This is a genomic window from Rhodococcus sp. W8901 (genome assembly GCF_013348805.1).
GTDB lineage: Bacteria > Actinomycetota > Actinomycetes > Mycobacteriales > Mycobacteriaceae > Prescottella.
Map to the genome: position 1 here is coordinate 3,764,439 of NZ_CP054690.1, position 16,360 is coordinate 3,780,798.

General features: G+C 68.6%; 15 protein-coding genes and 1 tRNA gene. 4 read left to right on the top strand and 12 right to left on the bottom strand.

Features of this window, described 5'->3' with window-relative positions:
- Position 1 precedes the first annotated feature (1 nt).
- The 7 genes from HUN07_RS17625 to HUN07_RS17655 form a co-directional block, all read right to left on the bottom strand.
- Positions 2–901: an AAA family ATPase gene (locus HUN07_RS17625; protein ID WP_254622582.1), complete on the bottom strand. Its 900-nt coding sequence runs from the start codon at positions 899–901 to the stop codon at positions 2–4.
- Positions 898–1,488 carry a nucleotidyltransferase family protein gene (locus HUN07_RS17630; protein ID WP_174911498.1) on the bottom strand — a complete coding sequence of 197 codons (591 nt, stop codon included), beginning with the start codon at positions 1,486–1,488 and terminating at the stop codon, positions 898–900. The genes HUN07_RS17625 and HUN07_RS17630 overlap by 4 nt, the downstream gene beginning before the upstream one ends.
- Positions 1,479–2,384 (bottom strand): XdhC family protein, encoded by a 906-nt coding sequence (locus HUN07_RS17635; RefSeq protein WP_174911501.1) that lies wholly within the window; start codon positions 2,382–2,384, stop codon positions 1,479–1,481. Before HUN07_RS17635 ends, HUN07_RS17630 begins: the two co-directional genes overlap by 10 nt.
- 12 nt (positions 2,385–2,396) lie before the next feature.
- On the bottom strand, positions 2,397–4,796 hold the full coding sequence (locus HUN07_RS17640) for an aerobic carbon-monoxide dehydrogenase large subunit (protein WP_174911504.1): 2,400 nt from the start codon (positions 4,794–4,796) through the stop codon (positions 2,397–2,399).
- Complete coding sequence (locus HUN07_RS17645; RefSeq protein ID WP_114724098.1) at positions 4,793–5,290, bottom strand: (2Fe-2S)-binding protein; 498 nt, start codon at positions 5,288–5,290, stop codon at positions 4,793–4,795. Before HUN07_RS17645 ends, HUN07_RS17640 begins: the two co-directional genes overlap by 4 nt.
- Before the next feature lies 1 nt (position 5,291).
- Entirely contained in the window at positions 5,292–6,182 is an 891-nt protein-coding gene (locus HUN07_RS17650; RefSeq protein WP_174911507.1) for an FAD binding domain-containing protein, read from the bottom strand.
- 109 nt (positions 6,183–6,291) lie between these two features.
- Positions 6,292–7,419, bottom strand: a complete 1,128-nt coding sequence (locus tag HUN07_RS17655; RefSeq protein WP_174911509.1) for an XdhC family protein — start codon at positions 7,417–7,419, stop codon at positions 6,292–6,294.
- Between the two features lie 88 nt (positions 7,420–7,507).
- Between HUN07_RS17655 and HUN07_RS17660 the strand changes: the two genes are divergently transcribed.
- Together HUN07_RS17660 and HUN07_RS17665 are read left to right on the top strand one after the other, a co-directional pair.
- Positions 7,508–8,464, top strand: coding sequence for a LysR family transcriptional regulator (locus HUN07_RS17660; protein ID WP_114724095.1), 957 nt, complete (start codon positions 7,508–7,510; stop codon positions 8,462–8,464).
- Between the two features lie 47 nt (positions 8,465–8,511).
- Positions 8,512–8,588: transfer RNA gene (locus HUN07_RS17665), tRNA-Arg, on the top strand.
- A gap of 19 nt (positions 8,589–8,607) precedes the next feature.
- On the opposite strand, the gene HUN07_RS17670 is transcribed toward HUN07_RS17665, so the two are convergent.
- Together HUN07_RS17670 and HUN07_RS17675 are read right to left on the bottom strand one after the other, a co-directional pair.
- A complete protein-coding gene (locus tag HUN07_RS17670; RefSeq protein WP_174911512.1) occupies positions 8,608–9,570 on the bottom strand; it encodes an esterase/lipase family protein in 963 nt (320 codons plus the stop codon).
- 199 nt (positions 9,571–9,769) lie between these two features.
- Positions 9,770–11,146, bottom strand: coding sequence for a DUF4185 domain-containing protein (locus HUN07_RS17675; RefSeq protein WP_174911515.1), 1,377 nt, complete (start codon positions 11,144–11,146; stop codon positions 9,770–9,772).
- A 425-nt stretch (positions 11,147–11,571) separates the two neighbouring features.
- On the opposite strand from HUN07_RS17675, the gene gdhA reads away from it, so the two are divergent.
- Positions 11,572–12,915: an NADP-specific glutamate dehydrogenase gene (gdhA, locus tag HUN07_RS17680; RefSeq protein WP_174914830.1), complete on the top strand. Its 1,344-nt coding sequence runs from the start codon at positions 11,572–11,574 to the stop codon at positions 12,913–12,915.
- A gap of 66 nt (positions 12,916–12,981) precedes the next feature.
- Here the strand turns inward: gdhA and HUN07_RS17685 are convergent, their stop codons facing one another.
- Genes HUN07_RS17685 through HUN07_RS17695 form a run of 3 tightly spaced genes read right to left on the bottom strand, consistent with a single transcriptional unit; the run spans position 12,982 to position 15,549 of the window.
- A complete protein-coding gene (locus tag HUN07_RS17685) occupies positions 12,982–13,212 on the bottom strand; it encodes a hypothetical protein (RefSeq protein ID WP_114724092.1) in 231 nt (76 codons plus the stop codon).
- Between the two features lie 14 nt (positions 13,213–13,226).
- Positions 13,227–14,414, bottom strand: coding sequence for a fatty acid desaturase family protein (locus HUN07_RS17690; RefSeq protein ID WP_174911518.1), 1,188 nt, complete (start codon positions 14,412–14,414; stop codon positions 13,227–13,229).
- A gap of 34 nt (positions 14,415–14,448) precedes the next feature.
- Positions 14,449–15,549: a ferredoxin reductase gene (locus HUN07_RS17695; protein ID WP_217487142.1), complete on the bottom strand. Its 1,101-nt coding sequence runs from the start codon at positions 15,547–15,549 to the stop codon at positions 14,449–14,451.
- A 173-nt stretch (positions 15,550–15,722) separates the two neighbouring features.
- On the opposite strand from HUN07_RS17695, the gene HUN07_RS17700 reads away from it, so the two are divergent.
- A complete protein-coding gene (locus tag HUN07_RS17700) occupies positions 15,723–16,352 on the top strand; it encodes a TetR family transcriptional regulator (RefSeq protein ID WP_254622583.1) in 630 nt (209 codons plus the stop codon).
- Positions 16,353–16,360: the final 8 nt, after the last annotated feature.

Consider the following 16,360-nt stretch of genomic DNA (forward strand, 5'->3'; position numbering starts at 1 on the left):
GTTACTGGGTTGTCCGGCCGGCCACGTACTCGCCGACCGCCTCGGCCAGCGCGACGCGGTCGTCGGGAGTCTTCGCGATCGCCCCGAGACTCGCGAGGGCGGCGGTCGGCGCCAGGTCGGCCGCCCCGAGCGCCGCGAGCGCGGACACCCAGTCGATGGCCTCCGCGATCCCGGGCGCCTTGTCGAGGTCGAGGGACCGGGCCGTTGCCACGAAATCGGTGACGTCGGCGATCAGGGCGGTGTCGGCGCCCGGCACGGTGCGGCGCAGGATCGCTGCCGCCCGCGCGGGCGCCGGGTAGTCGATCCAGTGATAGAGACAACGGCGGCGCAGCGCGTCGTGCAGGTCTCGACTGCGGTTGGACGTCAGGACCACGGTGGGCGGCTGCTCGGCGACGAACGTACCCAGTTCGGGGACGGTGACCGAGGATTCGCCGAGAAACTCGAGCAGCAGCGCCTCGAATTCGTCGTCGGCACGGTCGATCTCGTCGATCAGCAGGACCGGCGGGAGCGGACCGCGGTGTCGGACGCACCGCAGGATCGGACGCTCCTGCAGGAACTGCTCGGTGAACAGGTCCGCCTCCTGCAGTCGCTCCCCGTGCGCCTCCGACAGCCGCACCGCGAGCAACTGGCGCTGGTAATTCCAGTCGTACAGGGCCTCGTCGGCACCGAGACCCTCGTAGCACTGGAGCCGCACCAGCGGGGTGCCCAGCGCGGCGGCGAGCGCCTTGGCCGCCGTCGTCTTACCGACCCCCGGCTCACCCTCGAGCAGCAGCGGTCGACCCAGGCGCAGCGCAAGGTACAGCGCCGTCGCCGTGCCCTCGTCGAGCAGGTAGTCCTGCGCGTCGAACCGCCGCGTCAGATCCTCGATGTCCGCGAATCCGGGGGCGGCTGCAGCGATCACGACGCGTCCCGGTCCTGGTCGAGCAGTGCGCGGTAGCCGTCCCACGTGTCGACGTCGAGCGGGATCCGGCCCTCGGCCGGGATCTCGAACGTGTCGGCAGCTTCCCGGTCGAAGAGCTTCCACACGGCCTTGTCGCCGTACAGCTCGGCGATGTCACCGAACACGCTGCGCCCCAACCACAGTGGATGTCCCGGGCCGTCGGAGTAGCGGCACATGCCGAGGTTCTCGAGCCGCCCCTGCGCCACCAGCGCGCGCACGGTCGCCGGCGTGACACCGGGCTGATCGCCGAGCATCAGCACGATCCCGGACGCCAGCGGCTCGACCTCCGTCAGGGCCGCCTTCACCGATGCCGAGCATCCACTGCCCGAGTCGGGGCAGTGCACGATCGTGCAGCCGCGCAGGTCGACGAGGTCCTCGATCGCGTCCGCCGAGCCGGGCACGGTCACCAGCAACTGCTGGAACCGGCACGCGCGCGCGACGGCGAGAGTGGCGTCGAGCAGCGTCGCGCCGCGGTACGGCAGCAGTTGCTTCGGCCGCCCCAGACGCCGCGACCCGCCGGCCGCCAGGACGAGTCCGGTCACGAACATCGCGCACGCTCCTTCTCATAGGTGCGGCGGCAGCCGGGCGCACAGAACCAGTAGTCCTCGCCGTCGATCTGCAGGTGCGGCGTGTCGTCGACGACGGTGACGGTCATGCCGCACACCGGGTCGATCACGGTCAACGCGGCCCCGATCTCCCCCGCGACCGTCTCCTCTGCCTCGTAACGACTTCCGATGGGAAGCTGCTCGACGCGGATCGCCCGCACCAGCTCGGCGAGAATCGACAGTGCGATCTCGCCGGCAGTGCGGGCACCGATCGGCAGCCCCGCGGGCGTGTGCACGACGGCACGTTGCTCGGGATCCAGGTCCAGTTCGGCGACGACCGCGGCGCCCCGCACCCGGCCGGCAACGAGCCCGATGTACCCGGCACCGGCGTCGAGCGCCTCCCGGATCGCCGTCGGCTCGTCCCCGCCGAGGCTCGCCACGATCACTGCGGTCTCGTCCTCGACGGGCTCGGCACCGCGTCGGACGTCCAGGCCGAGGCGGCCGGCCAGGTCCGCGACGGCGTCGGCCACCGGTGTCGCGCCGACCACCCGCACGATCGGGGCGGGCAGGCACGGCTCGAGGAAGATCTCCATCGCGCCACCGGACAGACACGGATTGACGACGACACTCGCGCCGGGCGCCTCCGGGTAGTCGACCCCGCCGTCGGGCAGGATCCGCAGCAGCAGGCTCTCGCCCGATTCGAGGACGTCGGCCGCCGCACCGCGCACCGAGTTCTGGGCGCAGTGCCCGCCGACGAAGCCCTCGATCGTGCCGTCCCCCAACACGATCGCACGGTCACCCGGCGACGCCGACGTCGGCTGCTGCGCGCGGACCACCGTCGCGCGCACGAACGGACGCCGCTCGCCCGTCAGCTGCGCGGCGCGCGCACTCAGGTCCATCGCACTCTCCTGTCAGATCGGCGGGGTCGCTCGACCCTGCATCGCCTCCCACACCCGCGACGGTGTCAGCGGCATGTCGGCGTGCCGCACCCCGAACGGCTTCAACGCGTCGACGACGGCATTGACGACGGCCGGCGGCGACCCCACGGTCGCGCTCTCCCCGATCCCCTTGGCCCCGATCGGGTGGTGCGGCGACGGGGTGACGGTGAAGCCGGTCTCGAGGTGCGGCACCTCCAGCGCGGTGGGGATGAGGTAGTCCATCAGCGAGCCGCCCAGGCAGTTGCCGTCCTCGTCGAACGCGATGATCTCCATCAGTGCCATGCCGATCCCGTCGGTGATGCCGCCGTGCACCTGCCCCTCGATGATCATCGGGTTGATGCGGGTGCCGCAGTCGTCGACCGCGAGGAAGCGGCGCACCTTCACCACGCCGGTGCCCGGATCGATGTCGACCACGCAGAAGTACGCGCCGTACGGGTAGGTGAGATTCTCAGGGTTGTAACAGATCTGGGCCTCGAGACCGCCCTCGACGCCGTCCGGCAGATCCCCCGCGCCGTACGAGCGCATCGCGATGTCCTGGATCGTCACGGCCGCAGAGGGATCGCCCTTGACGTGGAAGTTGCCCTTCTCCCATTCGAGGTCCGAGACGGACACCTCGAGCATGCCCGACGCGATGATCCGCGCCTTGTCGCGCACCTTGCGCGACACCAGCGCGGCCGCGGCGCCGGACACCGGGGTGGACCGACTGCCGTACGTGCCGAGCCCGAACGGGGTGTTGTCGGTGTCGCCGTGCACCACGTCGACGTCCTCGGGTGGGATCCCGAGTTCCTCGGCGACGATCTGCGCGAACGTCGTCTCGTGCCCCTGCCCCTGGGTCTGCACCGAGATCCGGACCACGGCCTTGCCGGTGGGGTGCACGGTCAACTCGCAGCCGTCGGCCATGCCCAGGCCGAGGATGTCCATGTCCTTGCGCGGGCCGGCGCCGACGGCCTCGGTGAAGAACGACATCCCGATGCCCATCAGCTCACCGCGTTCACTCTTCTCGGCCTGCTCGCGGCGCAGGGCGTCGTACCCGATCATGTCCATGGCCTTGCGCATCGTGGTGGCGTAGTCGCCGGAGTCGTACTTCCACCCCGTCTTGCTGGTGTACGGGAACTGTTCGGGCCGAAGCAGATTCCGCAGCCGCAGCTCCGCCGGATCCATGTCGAGGTCGTATGCGAGGCAGTCGACCAGGCGCTCCACCAGGTACACCGCCTCGGTGATCCGGAACGAGCACGCGTAGGCCACCCCGCCCGGCGCCTTGTTGGTGTAGACCGCCGTCATCGTGCAGTACGCGGCCTCGAGGTCGTAGCTGCCGGTGAACACCCCGAAAAAGCCGGCCGGGTACTTCACCGGCGCCGCGGTGCCGTTGAACGCGCCGTGGTCGGCGAGGACGTCGGTGCGGATCGCGAGGATCTTGCCCTCGCTCGTCGCGGCGATCTCCCCGACCATGATGTAGTCGCGGGCGAAGCCGGTGCTGGTGAGGTTCTCGCTGCGGTCCTCCATCCACTTGACGGGCTTGCCGGTGAGCAGCGACCCGACGATCGCGCACACGTATCCCGGATAGATCGGAACCTTGTTGCCGAACCCGCCGCCGATGTCGGGGGAGATGACGCGGATCTTGTGTTCGGGCAGTCCCGCCACCAGCGCGTACAGCGTGCGGTGCGCGTGCGGCGCCTGGCTCGTGGACCACAGCGTCAGCTTGCCGTCCACCGCGTCGTAGTCGGCGACGGCGCCGCACGTCTCCATCGGGGCCGGATGGACCCGCGGGTAGACGATCTCCTGGCGCACCACGACGTCTGCCTTCGCGAACGCCGCCTCGGTGGCGTCCGCGTCCCCTGTTTCCCAATCGAAACAGTGGTTGTCGGTCTTGCCGTCGAGGTCGGTGCGGATCACCGGGGCGTCGGGCTCGAGGGCGCGCCGCGCGTCGATCACCGGATCGAGAATCTCGTACTCGACGTCGATCAACTCCAGCGCGTCGCGGGCGGAGTAGCGGTCCTCGGCGACGACGAACGCCACCTCCTGGCCCTGGAACCGGACCTTGTCGGTGGCGAGGACGGCCTGCACGTCGTTCGACAGCGTCGGCATCCACGCCAGGCTCTTCTCGGCGAGGTCCGCACCGGTCACCACCGCCGCCACCTTCGGGTGCGCCTGCGCCGCGGTCGTGTCGATGCGCACGACGCGGGCGTGCGCGACCGGCGAGCGGAGGATCGCCAGATGCAGCATGCCGGGCAGTTGGACGTCGTCGACGTAGTGGCCCCGGCCCCGGATGAACCGCGGATCCTCCTTGCGGAGCATCCGGCCGTGCCCGCACGGCTTCTCGTCGTTCGCGACGCGGTCCGGGTCCAACTCGGCCGGTTCGTCCAGCGTGGTCACGACGCGCCTCCCGTCGTCACGGTGTCGGTCGTCGTCCCGCCGTGCTCGGCCGCCCACCGGACCGACCGGACGATGGTCGTGTAGCCGGTGCAGCGGCAGATCTGGCCGGAGATGGCCTCGCGGATGGTCGCCTCGTCGGGGTCCGGATCGCGGTCGAGCAGGGCGCGGGCGGTGATCATCATGCCGGGGGTGCAGAATCCGCACTGCAGTCCGTGGCACTGCATGAACCCCTCCTGCACGGGATCGAGCACCCCGTCGTTCGCGAGACCCTCGACGGTGCGGACGTCCCGGCCGCCGGCCATCACGGCGAGCATCGTGCACGACTTCACCGGCTCGCCGTCGACCGAGACCACGCACGTGCCGCAGTTGCTGGTGTCGCAGCCCCAGTGGGTTCCGGTGAGCCCCAGGCGGTCCCGTAGGAAATGGACCAGGAGCATCCGCGGCTCGATGTCCTCGGCGACCTCGGTGCCGTTGACCGTCATCGTCACCTGCATTTCACAACTCCGTTCCGTCGAGTGTGCCCGCGGCGCGTTGTGCGGCCGTGCGCAGCGCGCGGACGGTCAGTTCCCCGGCGAGGTGGCGCTTGTAGGCGGCGGTCCCGCGCGGGTCGGTCACCGGATCGCACGCCTGCCCGGCGAGGACACCGGCCTCGATGAACACGTCCTCGGACAGTGCCAGTCCGCCGAGGTACTCCCCGATCGCGGCGACGCGGTCGGCATCGGGTTGCACCGCGGTGAGCCCCACCCGGGCGCCGCCGATCCGGTCGTCGTCCAGCCACATCGAGGCGCCCGCGGCAGCGATGGCCCAGTCCCCCACCCGCCGTTCCACTTTCGCGTAGGCGCTCCCGCCGGCATGCTCCCGCGGGATGCGCACCTCGACGAGGATCTCGTTGCCGCGCACCGCGGTCTCGTAGGGTCCGACGAGGAAGTCGGCCATCGGCACCTCACGCACGCCCGTCGGCCCGCGGATCACGCACACGGCCCCGACCACCGAGCACACCGTCGTCAGGTCCTCGGCGGGGTCGGCCTGACACAGCGACCCGCCGATCGTGCCGCGGTTGCGGACGACCGGGTCGGCGATCACCCGTTCGGCGTCCCGGAAGATCGGGAACAACGCGGCAAGGTCGTCGGACTCGAGGATCTGCCGGTGGCGCACCATCGCACCGATCCGCACGGCGCCGGGTTCGACGGTGATGTCCCCCAGTTCGGCGACCAGATCGTTGATGTCGATCAGATACTCGGGGTTGGCGAGGCGCAGCTTCATCATCGGCAGCAGGCTGTGCCCGCCGGCCACGACACGCGCCTCGTCGCCGAGTCGGTCGAGCAGCGCGATCGCGTGCTCGACGTCGGTCGCTCGTTCGTATTCGAACAGTCCCGGAACCTGCATGTGATACCCCTCACACCGCCGGATGTCCTTCCAGCCTGTGCCCGGCCGGGGTCGCCGTCAAGCACGATTCAGCGATCACTTGATCACGCCGGCACCGGCCCTGTCGTGATCATCCGGATTGCTCGTGGTGGATTCGTCCGTGCAGGTCACGCAGTGGAAGCCCGCCTCCGCCCCACCGGCGGGCGATGATCTCGGCCGCGATCGACACCGCCGTCTCCTCCGGCGTCCGGGCCCCGAGATCCAGACCGATCGGGCTCGACAGCCGGGCCAGTTCCTCGTCGGCCAGCCCCGCCTCACGCAGGCGCGCGAGCCGGTCGAGATGCGTGCGCTCGGACCCCATCGCCCCCACGTACCCCACCTCCGGCAGCCGCAGCGCCACCTCGAGCAGCGGGACGTCGAACTTGGGATCGTGCGTGAGGACGCAGACCACGGTGCGGCCGTCGATCCGGCCCGCCGCGGCCTCGGTGGCCAGGTAGCGGTGCGGCCAGTCGACCACCACCTCGTCGGCCGTCGGGAATCGGCTCGCGGTCGCGAACACCTCGCGGGCGTCGCACACCGTGACGCGGTACCCGAGGAACGCACCCTGCCGAGCCACCGCGGCAGCGAAGTCGATCGCCCCGAACACCAGCATCCGCGGCGGTGGGGCGTAGCTCGCGACGAACACGCGCATCCCCTCGCCGCGGCGCTGGCCGTCCGGCCCGTACTCGAGCACCGCCGTCCGCCCCGCCGCGAGCAGGCCGCGTCCGTCGTCGGCGACGGCCTCGTCGGCGCGCGGGGAGCCGACCGAACCGGTGACGGTGTCAGGGCGGATGACGAGGTGCCGGCCGACACGCGCCCGGTCCTCGTGGTCGACCACCGTAGCGACGGCCACGGGCCGACGGGCCTCGATGTCGGCGGCGATCTCCGCGAGATCCGGGAACGTGCGCGGTGAGACGGGCTCGACGAACACGTCGAGGATGCCACCGCACGTGAGCCCGACCGCGAACGCGTCGTCGTCGCTCACGCCGTAGCGCTCGAGCACCGGCTCGCCGGTGGCGACCACCTCCGACGCCAGCTCGTACACGGCGCCCTCGACGCACCCACCGGACACGGATCCGGCGACGACACCGTCGGACGCGACCACCATCGCGGCGCCCGGGGCACGCGGCGCGGACCGGAATGTGGCGACGACGGTGGCCAATCCGGCGGTGTCCCCGGCCCGCCAGATTTCGAGCAGATCGGACAACACGTCACGCATCGAGTCGGCCTCCAGCCCCGGCCGTCGACGCAGGTCCGACGGGCCGAATCGCGGATGTCGATCTTTGCCGGGACGTACCCTCGAATCCGTGACACCCGCCCAACTGCGAGCCTATTCCGCGGTGGTGCGGCTCGGATCGGTTCGAGCGGCCGCCCGCGAATTGGGCATGACGGATTCGGGCGTGTCCATGCATATCGCCCAACTCCGCAAGGAACTCGACGATCCGCTGTACTGCCGCCGACCGTCCGGTCTCGCGTTCACCCCCGGCGGGCTGCGCCTCGCGAGCCGGGCCGTGGAGATCCTGGGGCTCCAGCAGCAGACGGCGCTCGAGGTGAGCCAGGCCGGGCACGGACGACGCCTCCTGCGGCTCGCGGCGTCACCGCTGTTCGCCGAGCACGCCGCCCCCGGGTTGATCGACATGTTCGCCGGGCGGGCGAAGGACCTGGCGGTGGAGCTGAGCGTCCACCCGGTCCGCCAGTTCGCGAGCCTGATCTCGTCGCGCGCGGTCGACGTCGCTCTCGGACCCCGCATCGTCGGCAGCGGCGAACCGCTGTGCGTGCACCCCTTCCTGCACTACGAGGTACTCACCGTCTGCGCACCCGATCACCCACTCGCCCACACACACCCGTCGCGGTCCCGACTGCGCGAGCAACAGTGGTTCCTCGGCCCGTCCGCGGCCGGCGGCGACGGCGCGATGCGGCACCTGCTGCGCGCCCTCGACATTCCCCGGGACCGGCAGCGGATCTTCCAGAGCGACGCCGCCGCCGCCGAGGCCGTCCGGCGCTCGTCCGCGCTCACGCTGGCCCTGGGCTTCACCGTCGGCGACGAACTGTCCGACGGGTCGCTCGCCCGGGTCGACGGCCCCGACCTGCGCGCCACCGGCGAATGGTGCGCCACCACACTGCACCACCAGCATCTACAGCCCGCGGCATCCGAACTGCTGCGCTTCGTCAGCACACCCAGATGCATCCAGGCCATGATCCGTGGCACCGGCGTCGAGGTGACGCACTTCAAGCCGAAGGTGCACGTGACGCTCTGGAGCTGACCCGGATGCACGGATCATCCCCATTCAGCGGGTATGCTTTTCCGCGCGCCTCCGTAGCTCAGTTGGATAGAGCAAGAGCCTTCTAATCTCTAGGTCGCAGGTTCGATTCCTGCCGGGGGCACCACAACCGCAGGTCGAATCGTTCACCCGACCGGTGAGCCGGTGAGCGGCGAGATCACCATGCACGGCACCGGACGCGGGTGCTCCGGATCGAGCGCATTGAGCACGTGCGCGGCCGCGATCGGCGACGCCCCGAGCGCGGCGTGCTCGGAGTAGTCCTGCGGGCACTGGTCCTGCACCACGATGTTGGTCGTGTCGGGTCCGGGCACCAGTCCGCTGGTGTACGGCACCACCAGTTCGTCGTAGCGGGTGGCGATGTTCGTGTAGGTGACGCCCGGTGCGTAGGGGCTTCCACCTTCGTTGATCTTGTCGACGAAATCGGCGCCCGGTGCCATGTCGAGACACGAGGCGCAGAGTTGGCCGAACGTCTGTTCCTGCAACGGCATCAGCCCGTTCTGCTTGGCGAAGGCGGTGATCTCACCGGCCCAGAAGGCGCCGGCCCCGCCCCACAGTGGCGCCAACGAGACGTACTTGTCCACCTTCGCGGCGCCGCCGAGGAACTTCACGTAGTAGTTCGGCATCAGGGTGCCCTGCGAGTGCCCCACGATGTCGACTTCGGTTGCACCGGTGGCCGCGAGAACCTCGTCCACGAAGTCGGAGAGTTGCCCGGCGCTCTGGTCCAGAGGTGTCAGCGCGCCGAAGGCACTCGCCGGCCACGTCGCACCCGGTCGCGTGCCGTAGGTGGGAGCGAAGACGCAATAGCCCTCGTTCTTCAGCAGCGGAACATAAGTGGCCCAGTTGGTTTGCCGGTTGGCGCCGGTGCCGTGAACCAGGACTACCGGCTCGGGGTGTTCCGGAGTCGGCCTGCAGGTCCAGTCGTTCGATCCGGGAATCGACCCGCCGGGATTGGCGGCCTCCAGCCCGATCCCGTCGTAGAAGTTGTGCGGGACCGGCATCGGGTCGGCCGCAGCCGTCGGCTGTAGTGCCGCCGGACCGAATCCGGCTATCGCCGCAAGCGCGAGCACGGCAATGAACGACGTGCGCATCTGGTTCCCCCTGAGTCGTCGCTCTGACGTCCCCGACCGGTCGAAACCTAACACCCGGAGGGCAATCCGGACCCAGAATTCCCCGCTGTGCGCACTTATCGTTCCACGGCCCCGCCCTCGAACACCGATACGTGCGCAAAACGCGGGCGGCCCGCCCCCGGATGCCGGGGACGGGCCGCACTTCACGAAGCCGGCGAACTCACTCGCCGTCGACGGTCTCGACGAATCCCTCGGGAGTCTGGAAGCCCTCGAGCTTCTGCTCGCCGGTGGCCGCCGGGTCGGGGCTGTCCGCCGGAACCGCGGTCCGGAGGTTCATACCGCCCAGGTCGGTCTTCATGTAGATCACGTTGTACCGATCCCAGGTCGTCAGCACGAAGTACAGGTCACTGCCGGTCGACCAGGGATGCATGAAGCCGCCGTACAGCGACGGCAGCGTCGTTCCGCTGATGAGGGTCTGCTTGCCGACCCACGGGCCCTCGGGGCTGTCTGCGACGCGGATCACAAGACCGTTGAGGTCGGTGTACATGGCCACGTACTTGCCGAGGAAGTCGTTCCACTGCACCGACAGCTCGCTGACCTTCCCACCGATGACCGGGACCGCGTCTGCGATGTTCGAACTCCACGCCGAACCGTTCCAGTACTCGTAGGCACCCAGGTTTCGGATGTCCGCCTTGGGCACACGAGCGAGGCGCGCCTCCCCGGATCGGCCGGAGGGCGTGCCGAACTCATAGACGTAGCCGTCACCCTGAGCCGGCACGAACGCACTCATCTGCCAGTTCTTGTTGCGTGGCGAGAAGGCCGGGATCTGATCGACGCCGGGGATCGGGATCGGCGTATCGAAGACCCCTTCGCGATTGACACGCACGGTCGCCGGGTCCGTCTGCCAGTGGTCTCCGTTGTCAGTGGAGTAGGCGAGCCCGGAGTAGTTGGTGGTCCACTCGCCCGGCGTGTCCCACGAACGGACGGACATCCACCGCACGTACTGCACACCGTCGACGGCGACGCCGCCGGTCGGGATCACCGTGAACTCGGGGAAACCGCCCGGCTTCTCAGAGAGCAGACCCTGGATGACCTGCCTGGAGAAGTTCGGCGGCGCCGCCGCGAGCGGTGAGTCGTCGATCCGCATGCCGTCGGTCAGGTTAGCGTCCGTGCTGCGGAACAGGACGTTGCTGCGCCACTGATCGCCCTCGATGCCACAGTCGCCGACAGTGTCACCGAACAGCATCATGACGCCGTGGTCCGCGTCTCCGCTGTCCCACATGATCCCGAGGTCGGTACCGGAGACGCTGTACTTCTCGATGCTCTTGTTCGGGCTACCCGGTCCGGTAACCATTTCGATGGCCTTGGTCTTGCCCGACAACACCGGCAGCGCACCGTTGGGCGCGCCGGTGATCCACGGGAGCGAGTTGATGAGCGAACCCGTCGCGCTGCCGAGGCTGCCCGAAGCCAGGCTGCCGAGACTGCCGGAGCTCCCCGCGCTGCCGGCACTTCCCTGGCTACCCGAACTTCCTGCGCTACCGAGACTTCCGCCGTTCTGCCCGCACGGACCCCCGACCGCGTTCGCGGGTGTCGCCATTGCAACCGAGAGTCCGACAGTGACTGTCGCAGCGGACAGTGCCGCCGTCCATCTTCTCTTCGTTGCTCTCACAGACCGTTTTCCTTCCAGTGGTCGGGGAGGCAATGTGTGCGCGGCCCAACCGCTGTATCCCCCCGGAGACGTGCATCGATCAATGAGCAAACCATGAAACGCCCAAGATTCGGGTGTTACTCATGGGATTTCTGTGGAAATTGAGACGTGAATAGGGTAATCGCGCCCGGTCTCCGCCGCGAACACCGTCCGGGTTCAGGTGACGCCGAACCGATCTCGCCCATCCTGCGTAACACGATGTTTACACGTGGCCAATCTCACTTTCCCCAGGTAACCGTCGAAGTGTAGGCCAGCTACGGACTATCGTGTAACGGAAAGATTAATAAGTTCTCACGGAATCAGGTAGGTGAATGTTGTCTGTACGCGACCGCGTTGAGGAGATCTACGAGCAGGTCCTGCTGCGCAATGCCGGCGAGCCCGAATTTCACCAGGCAGCAGCCGAGGTCTTCGAATCTCTGCATGTGGTCCTCGAGCGTCACCCTCGCTACGCCGATTCCGGCCTGATCGAGCGGCTCTGCGAGCCCGAGCGTCAGATCATCTTCCGCGTGCCGTGGACCGACGACAACGGCAACGTGCACGTCAACCGCGGTTTCCGTGTTCAGTACAACAGCGTGCTCGGCCCCTACAAGGGCGGCCTGCGCTTCCACCCCAGCGTCAACCTGGGCATCGTCAAGTTCCTCGGTTTCGAGCAGATCTTCAAGAACGCGCTCACCGGCCTGCCCATCGGCGGCGGCAAGGGTGGCTCGGACTTCGATCCCAAGGGTCGCTCCGAGGCCGAGATCATGCGCTTCTGCCAGTCGTTCATGACCGAGCTGCAGCGCCACATCGGTGAGTACACCGACGTGCCCGCCGGCGACATCGGCGTCGGCGGCCGCGAGATCGGCTACCTGTTCGGCCAGTACAAGCGCCTCACCAACTCGTTCGAGTCGGGCGTCCTCACCGGCAAGGGCCTCAACTGGGGCGGCTCGATGGTCCGCACCGAGGCCACCGGCTACGGTGTCGCCTACTTCACCGCCGAGATGATGGCCGCCAAGGGCGAGAGCCTCGAGGGCAAGAAGGTCGTCGTGTCGGGCTCCGGCAACGTCGCGATCTACGCCATCGAGAAGGTCCACCAGCTCGGTGGCACCGTCGTGGCCTGCTCCGACTCCGCCGGCTACGTCGTCGACCCCAAGGGCATCGACCTCGAGCTGCTCAAGGAGATCAAGGAAGTCAAGCGCGCCCGCATCAGCGAGTACGCCGACCAGGTCCCCCACGCCACCTACGTCGAGGGCGGCTCCATCTGGGATGTCGAGTGCGAGATTGCACTCCCCTGCGCCACCCAGAACGAGCTGGACGAGGTCGCCGCCAAGAAGCTCGTCGCATGCGGCGTGCAGGCTGTGGCCGAGGGCGCGAACATGCCCACCACCGCTCAGGGCATCAAGGTCTTCCGTGACGCGGGCGTCGCGTTCGCACCCGGCAAGGCCGCCAACGCCGGTGGTGTCGCCACCTCCGCACTCGAGATGCAGCAGAACGCCTCGCGCGATTCCTGGAGCTTCGAGTACACCGACGAGCGCCTGTCGAAGATCATGCGCGGCATCCACGAGCGCTGCATCACCACCGCTGCCGAGTACGGCCAGCCGGGTGACTACGTGCACGGCGCCAACATCGCCGGCTTCGTGAAGGTCGCCGACGCGATGTTCGCCATGGGTGTCATCTAGTCCTCACGCACCGCAAACGGCTCGGGCCCGGCATCGACTTCGATGCCGGGCCCGAGCCGTTTCGTACTACCGATCGGGTCGGTCCTCGTCCGGATCCGTCCGCGCCTCCTCCGAATCCTCCCGCGCCTTGCGCGCCGCCTCCCGCATCTCGATGCCGTCGGTGATCCAGTCCCCGATCTCGCGGGTGACGTCCCGGACCGCGCCGGTGATGATCACGGCGATCCTGCCGACGTGGGTGGCCGCCGATTCGGTGATGTCCTGCACCGTGTCCTTGCCCCGCTCGAACTTCCCCACCATGTTCGACGCACCTCTCATGCAGCGGTCTTCCGACGCTCGACGATAACACCGTGCACCGGAGCGGGGCCGACCAGCGACGGCGGCAGCGCGAGCCGGAAGATCTTGGCCCACACCGAGCCGATCTGCCGGAAGAATCCGCCGGTGTTGTACGGCAACCCGTACTGTTTGCACAGTTCCCGCACCCGCGGGGCCATCTGCGGATAGCGGTGCGCCGGAATGTCCGGGAACAGGTGGTGCTCGATCTGGTGTGACAGGTTGCCCGACATGATGTGGAACAGCGGGCTGCCACTGATGTTCGCGCTCCCCAGCATCTGCCGCAGGTACCACTGGCCGCGGGTCTCGTCGGCCGTCTCCTCCTCGGTGAAACTCTGTACGCCCGAGGGGAAGTGGCCGCAGAAGATGATCGAGTACGCCCACACGTTGCGGACCACGTTGGCGGTCGCGTTCCCGAGCAGCGTCGAGACGAACAGCGGCCCCGCCAGCGCCGGGAACACCACGTAGTCCTTGAGTACCTGACGGCCCGCCTTCCGCCACCAGCCCACCATCAGTGGTTTGACGTCCGCCCAGCTGCGCTTGCCCTGGACCACGTTCTCGGCCTCGAGGTCGTGCAGCATCACACCCCACTCGAACAGGAACATCAGCCCCGTCGCATACACGGGATTGCCGAGATAGTAGGGGTTCCAGCGCTGCGCGTCGTCCATCCGCAGGACGCCGTATCCGATGTCGCGGTCCCGGCCGACGATGTTCGTGTACGTGTGGTGCATGTAGTTGTGCGAGTGTTTCCACTGGTCAGCAGGGCACACGGTGTCCCATTCGAACACCCGCGAGTTCAGGCCGGGCTCGCGCATCCAGTCGTACTGGCCGTGCATGACGTTGTGGCCGATCTCCATGTTGTCGAGGATCTTCGAGATCGACAGCGCCCCGACGCCGGCGAGCCAGAACGGCGGCAGGAACCCGAGGTACATCAGACCACGGCCCGCGACCTCGAACCCCCTCTGCGCCTTGATGATCCGATAGATGTACTCCCGGTCGACCTGACCGAGGTCCGCGACGGTCTCGGCGCGCAGGGCATCGAGTTCGCGGCCGAGATCCTCGACGTCGTCGTAGCTCAGGACGGCGATCTCGCCGGCCTTCTCCGGCTCCGGTTCACGCTCCCAGAACCTCAGGAAGCCGGGCACACCCGGCAGACTGACTCCCAACATCGTGTTCTCCTGTCCAGTCGTGCGATCGGGTCGCTCAGATGTCGATGTCGACGTCACCGAGCGGCGCGGAGATGCAGAGTTGGATCGGCTGATCCGGGTCGTCGTGGGTATCGCCGGTACGGACGTTGCGGGTCCGGCCGGATCGCTTGAGCGCGGTGCACGAGAAACAGATCCCCATCCGGCAGCCGTACTCGGGCACCAGCCCGGCGGCCTCGGCCTGCTCGAGGATGCTCGCCCCCGAGTTCTCGACGGTGACACCGCTGCGCGCGAACGACACCGTCCCACCCGCCGCGTCGACCGGACCGGTCGAGCCGATCACGAACCGTTCGGTGTGCATCTGTTCACCGAACCCGTCGGCATCGAGCAGGTGGCGCACGGCCGCCGTGAGCGCGTCCGGTCCACACACGAACACCTCGGTGCCGACCCCGAAACCGGGGGCCACCCGCTGCAGGTGTGCGCCGCAGAAGCGCCCGCCGGGCACGGTCTCGACCAGGTCGATCGTGACGTTGTCGTGCGCGGCGTCGATCGCGCGCAACTCGGCGCGGTCTGCGATGTCGGCGACGGTCCGCACATAGTGCAGGAACGCGATCCGGCCGGAGTAACCCTCGTCGATGAGCGTGCGCAGCATCGACAGCACCGGCGTGATGCCGCTGCCGCCGCTGACGAGCAGCACCGAATCGGGCCGCGGGTCCGGCAGCCGGAACTCACCGGCGGCCGGAGCCAGGTCGACGACCAAACCCTCCTCGACGTGGTCGTACAGGTATTGCGACACCAGCCCGCCCGGGTGGGCCTTCACGGTGAGCCGGATCGGATCGCCCGCGCGGTGCTGCGAACCGGTCGGCGAGTAGCAACGGACATGGCGGACCCCGTCGATCACGACGCCCACCTGCACGAACTGTCCGGCGGCGAATCCGCGCCACTGCCGGGTGGGCCGCAACTCGAGGCATACCGAACCCGCCGTGGGCCGCGACACCGACACCACGCGGGCACGCATGTCGCGCACGGTCGCCATCGGATCGACCAGTTCGAGGTAGCGGTCCACGGCGTGCGGGGTGGCCATCGACTCCAGCAGCGCGAGCAGCGGGCGCCGTATGCGGCCGGTGGAACTCACGGAAGGTTCAGATCTCACAGCCATGGTCTCTCCTCGTCGGAGCGCCGATTCGATGTCGGCCACACGGTTTCAGTGCACAGTCGTACACTAATTAGTGTGAACGCAGTTACCCCACGCCTGTCAATCCCGGACATCAGTGACGCCGGTCACGCTCCGGATGCGGCGGGTGCGGGATCTCGGTGAATACACTCGACGCCGTGACGGAGCCGGTGGAGACGCGAGCGCAGCGCAAGGAGCGCACCCGCCAGGCACTGCTCGATCGCACGCTCGACCTCCTGGCGGACCGCAGTTTCGCGAGCGTCAGCCTGCGCGAAGTCGCGCGCGCGGCCGGGATCGTGCCGACCGCCTTCTACCGCCACTTCGCGTCGATGGACGAACTGGGCGTGGTCCTCGCCGAGGACAGCATGCGGGTGTTGCGCCGGATGCTGCGCGACGCCCGACGCACACCCAGCACCAAGAACGCGACGGCCTCGCTCGACATTCTCGTCCGCCAGGTGCGCGCGCACGAGGCGGAGTTCCGCTTCATCGCCCGCGAGCGGTACGGCGGCGTCACCGAGGTCCGGCGCGCGATCGCCACCGAACTGCGCCTGTTCGTCAGCGAACTCACGATCGACCTGTCCCGCATGCCGGGGCTCGCCGACTGGGACGTCGAGGATCTCGAGATGGCCGCCGACCTCATCGTGCAGGCGATGCTCGCCGCGGTGATCGACCTGCTCGAGGTGGAGCGTCCGGGGTCGGCCGACGAACGCGCGGTGATCGAGCGGGCCGAGAAGCAGTTGCGGCTCATCATGCTCGGCATCGGGAGCTGGAAGCCCACGCGCGCGTAGCGGTTCGG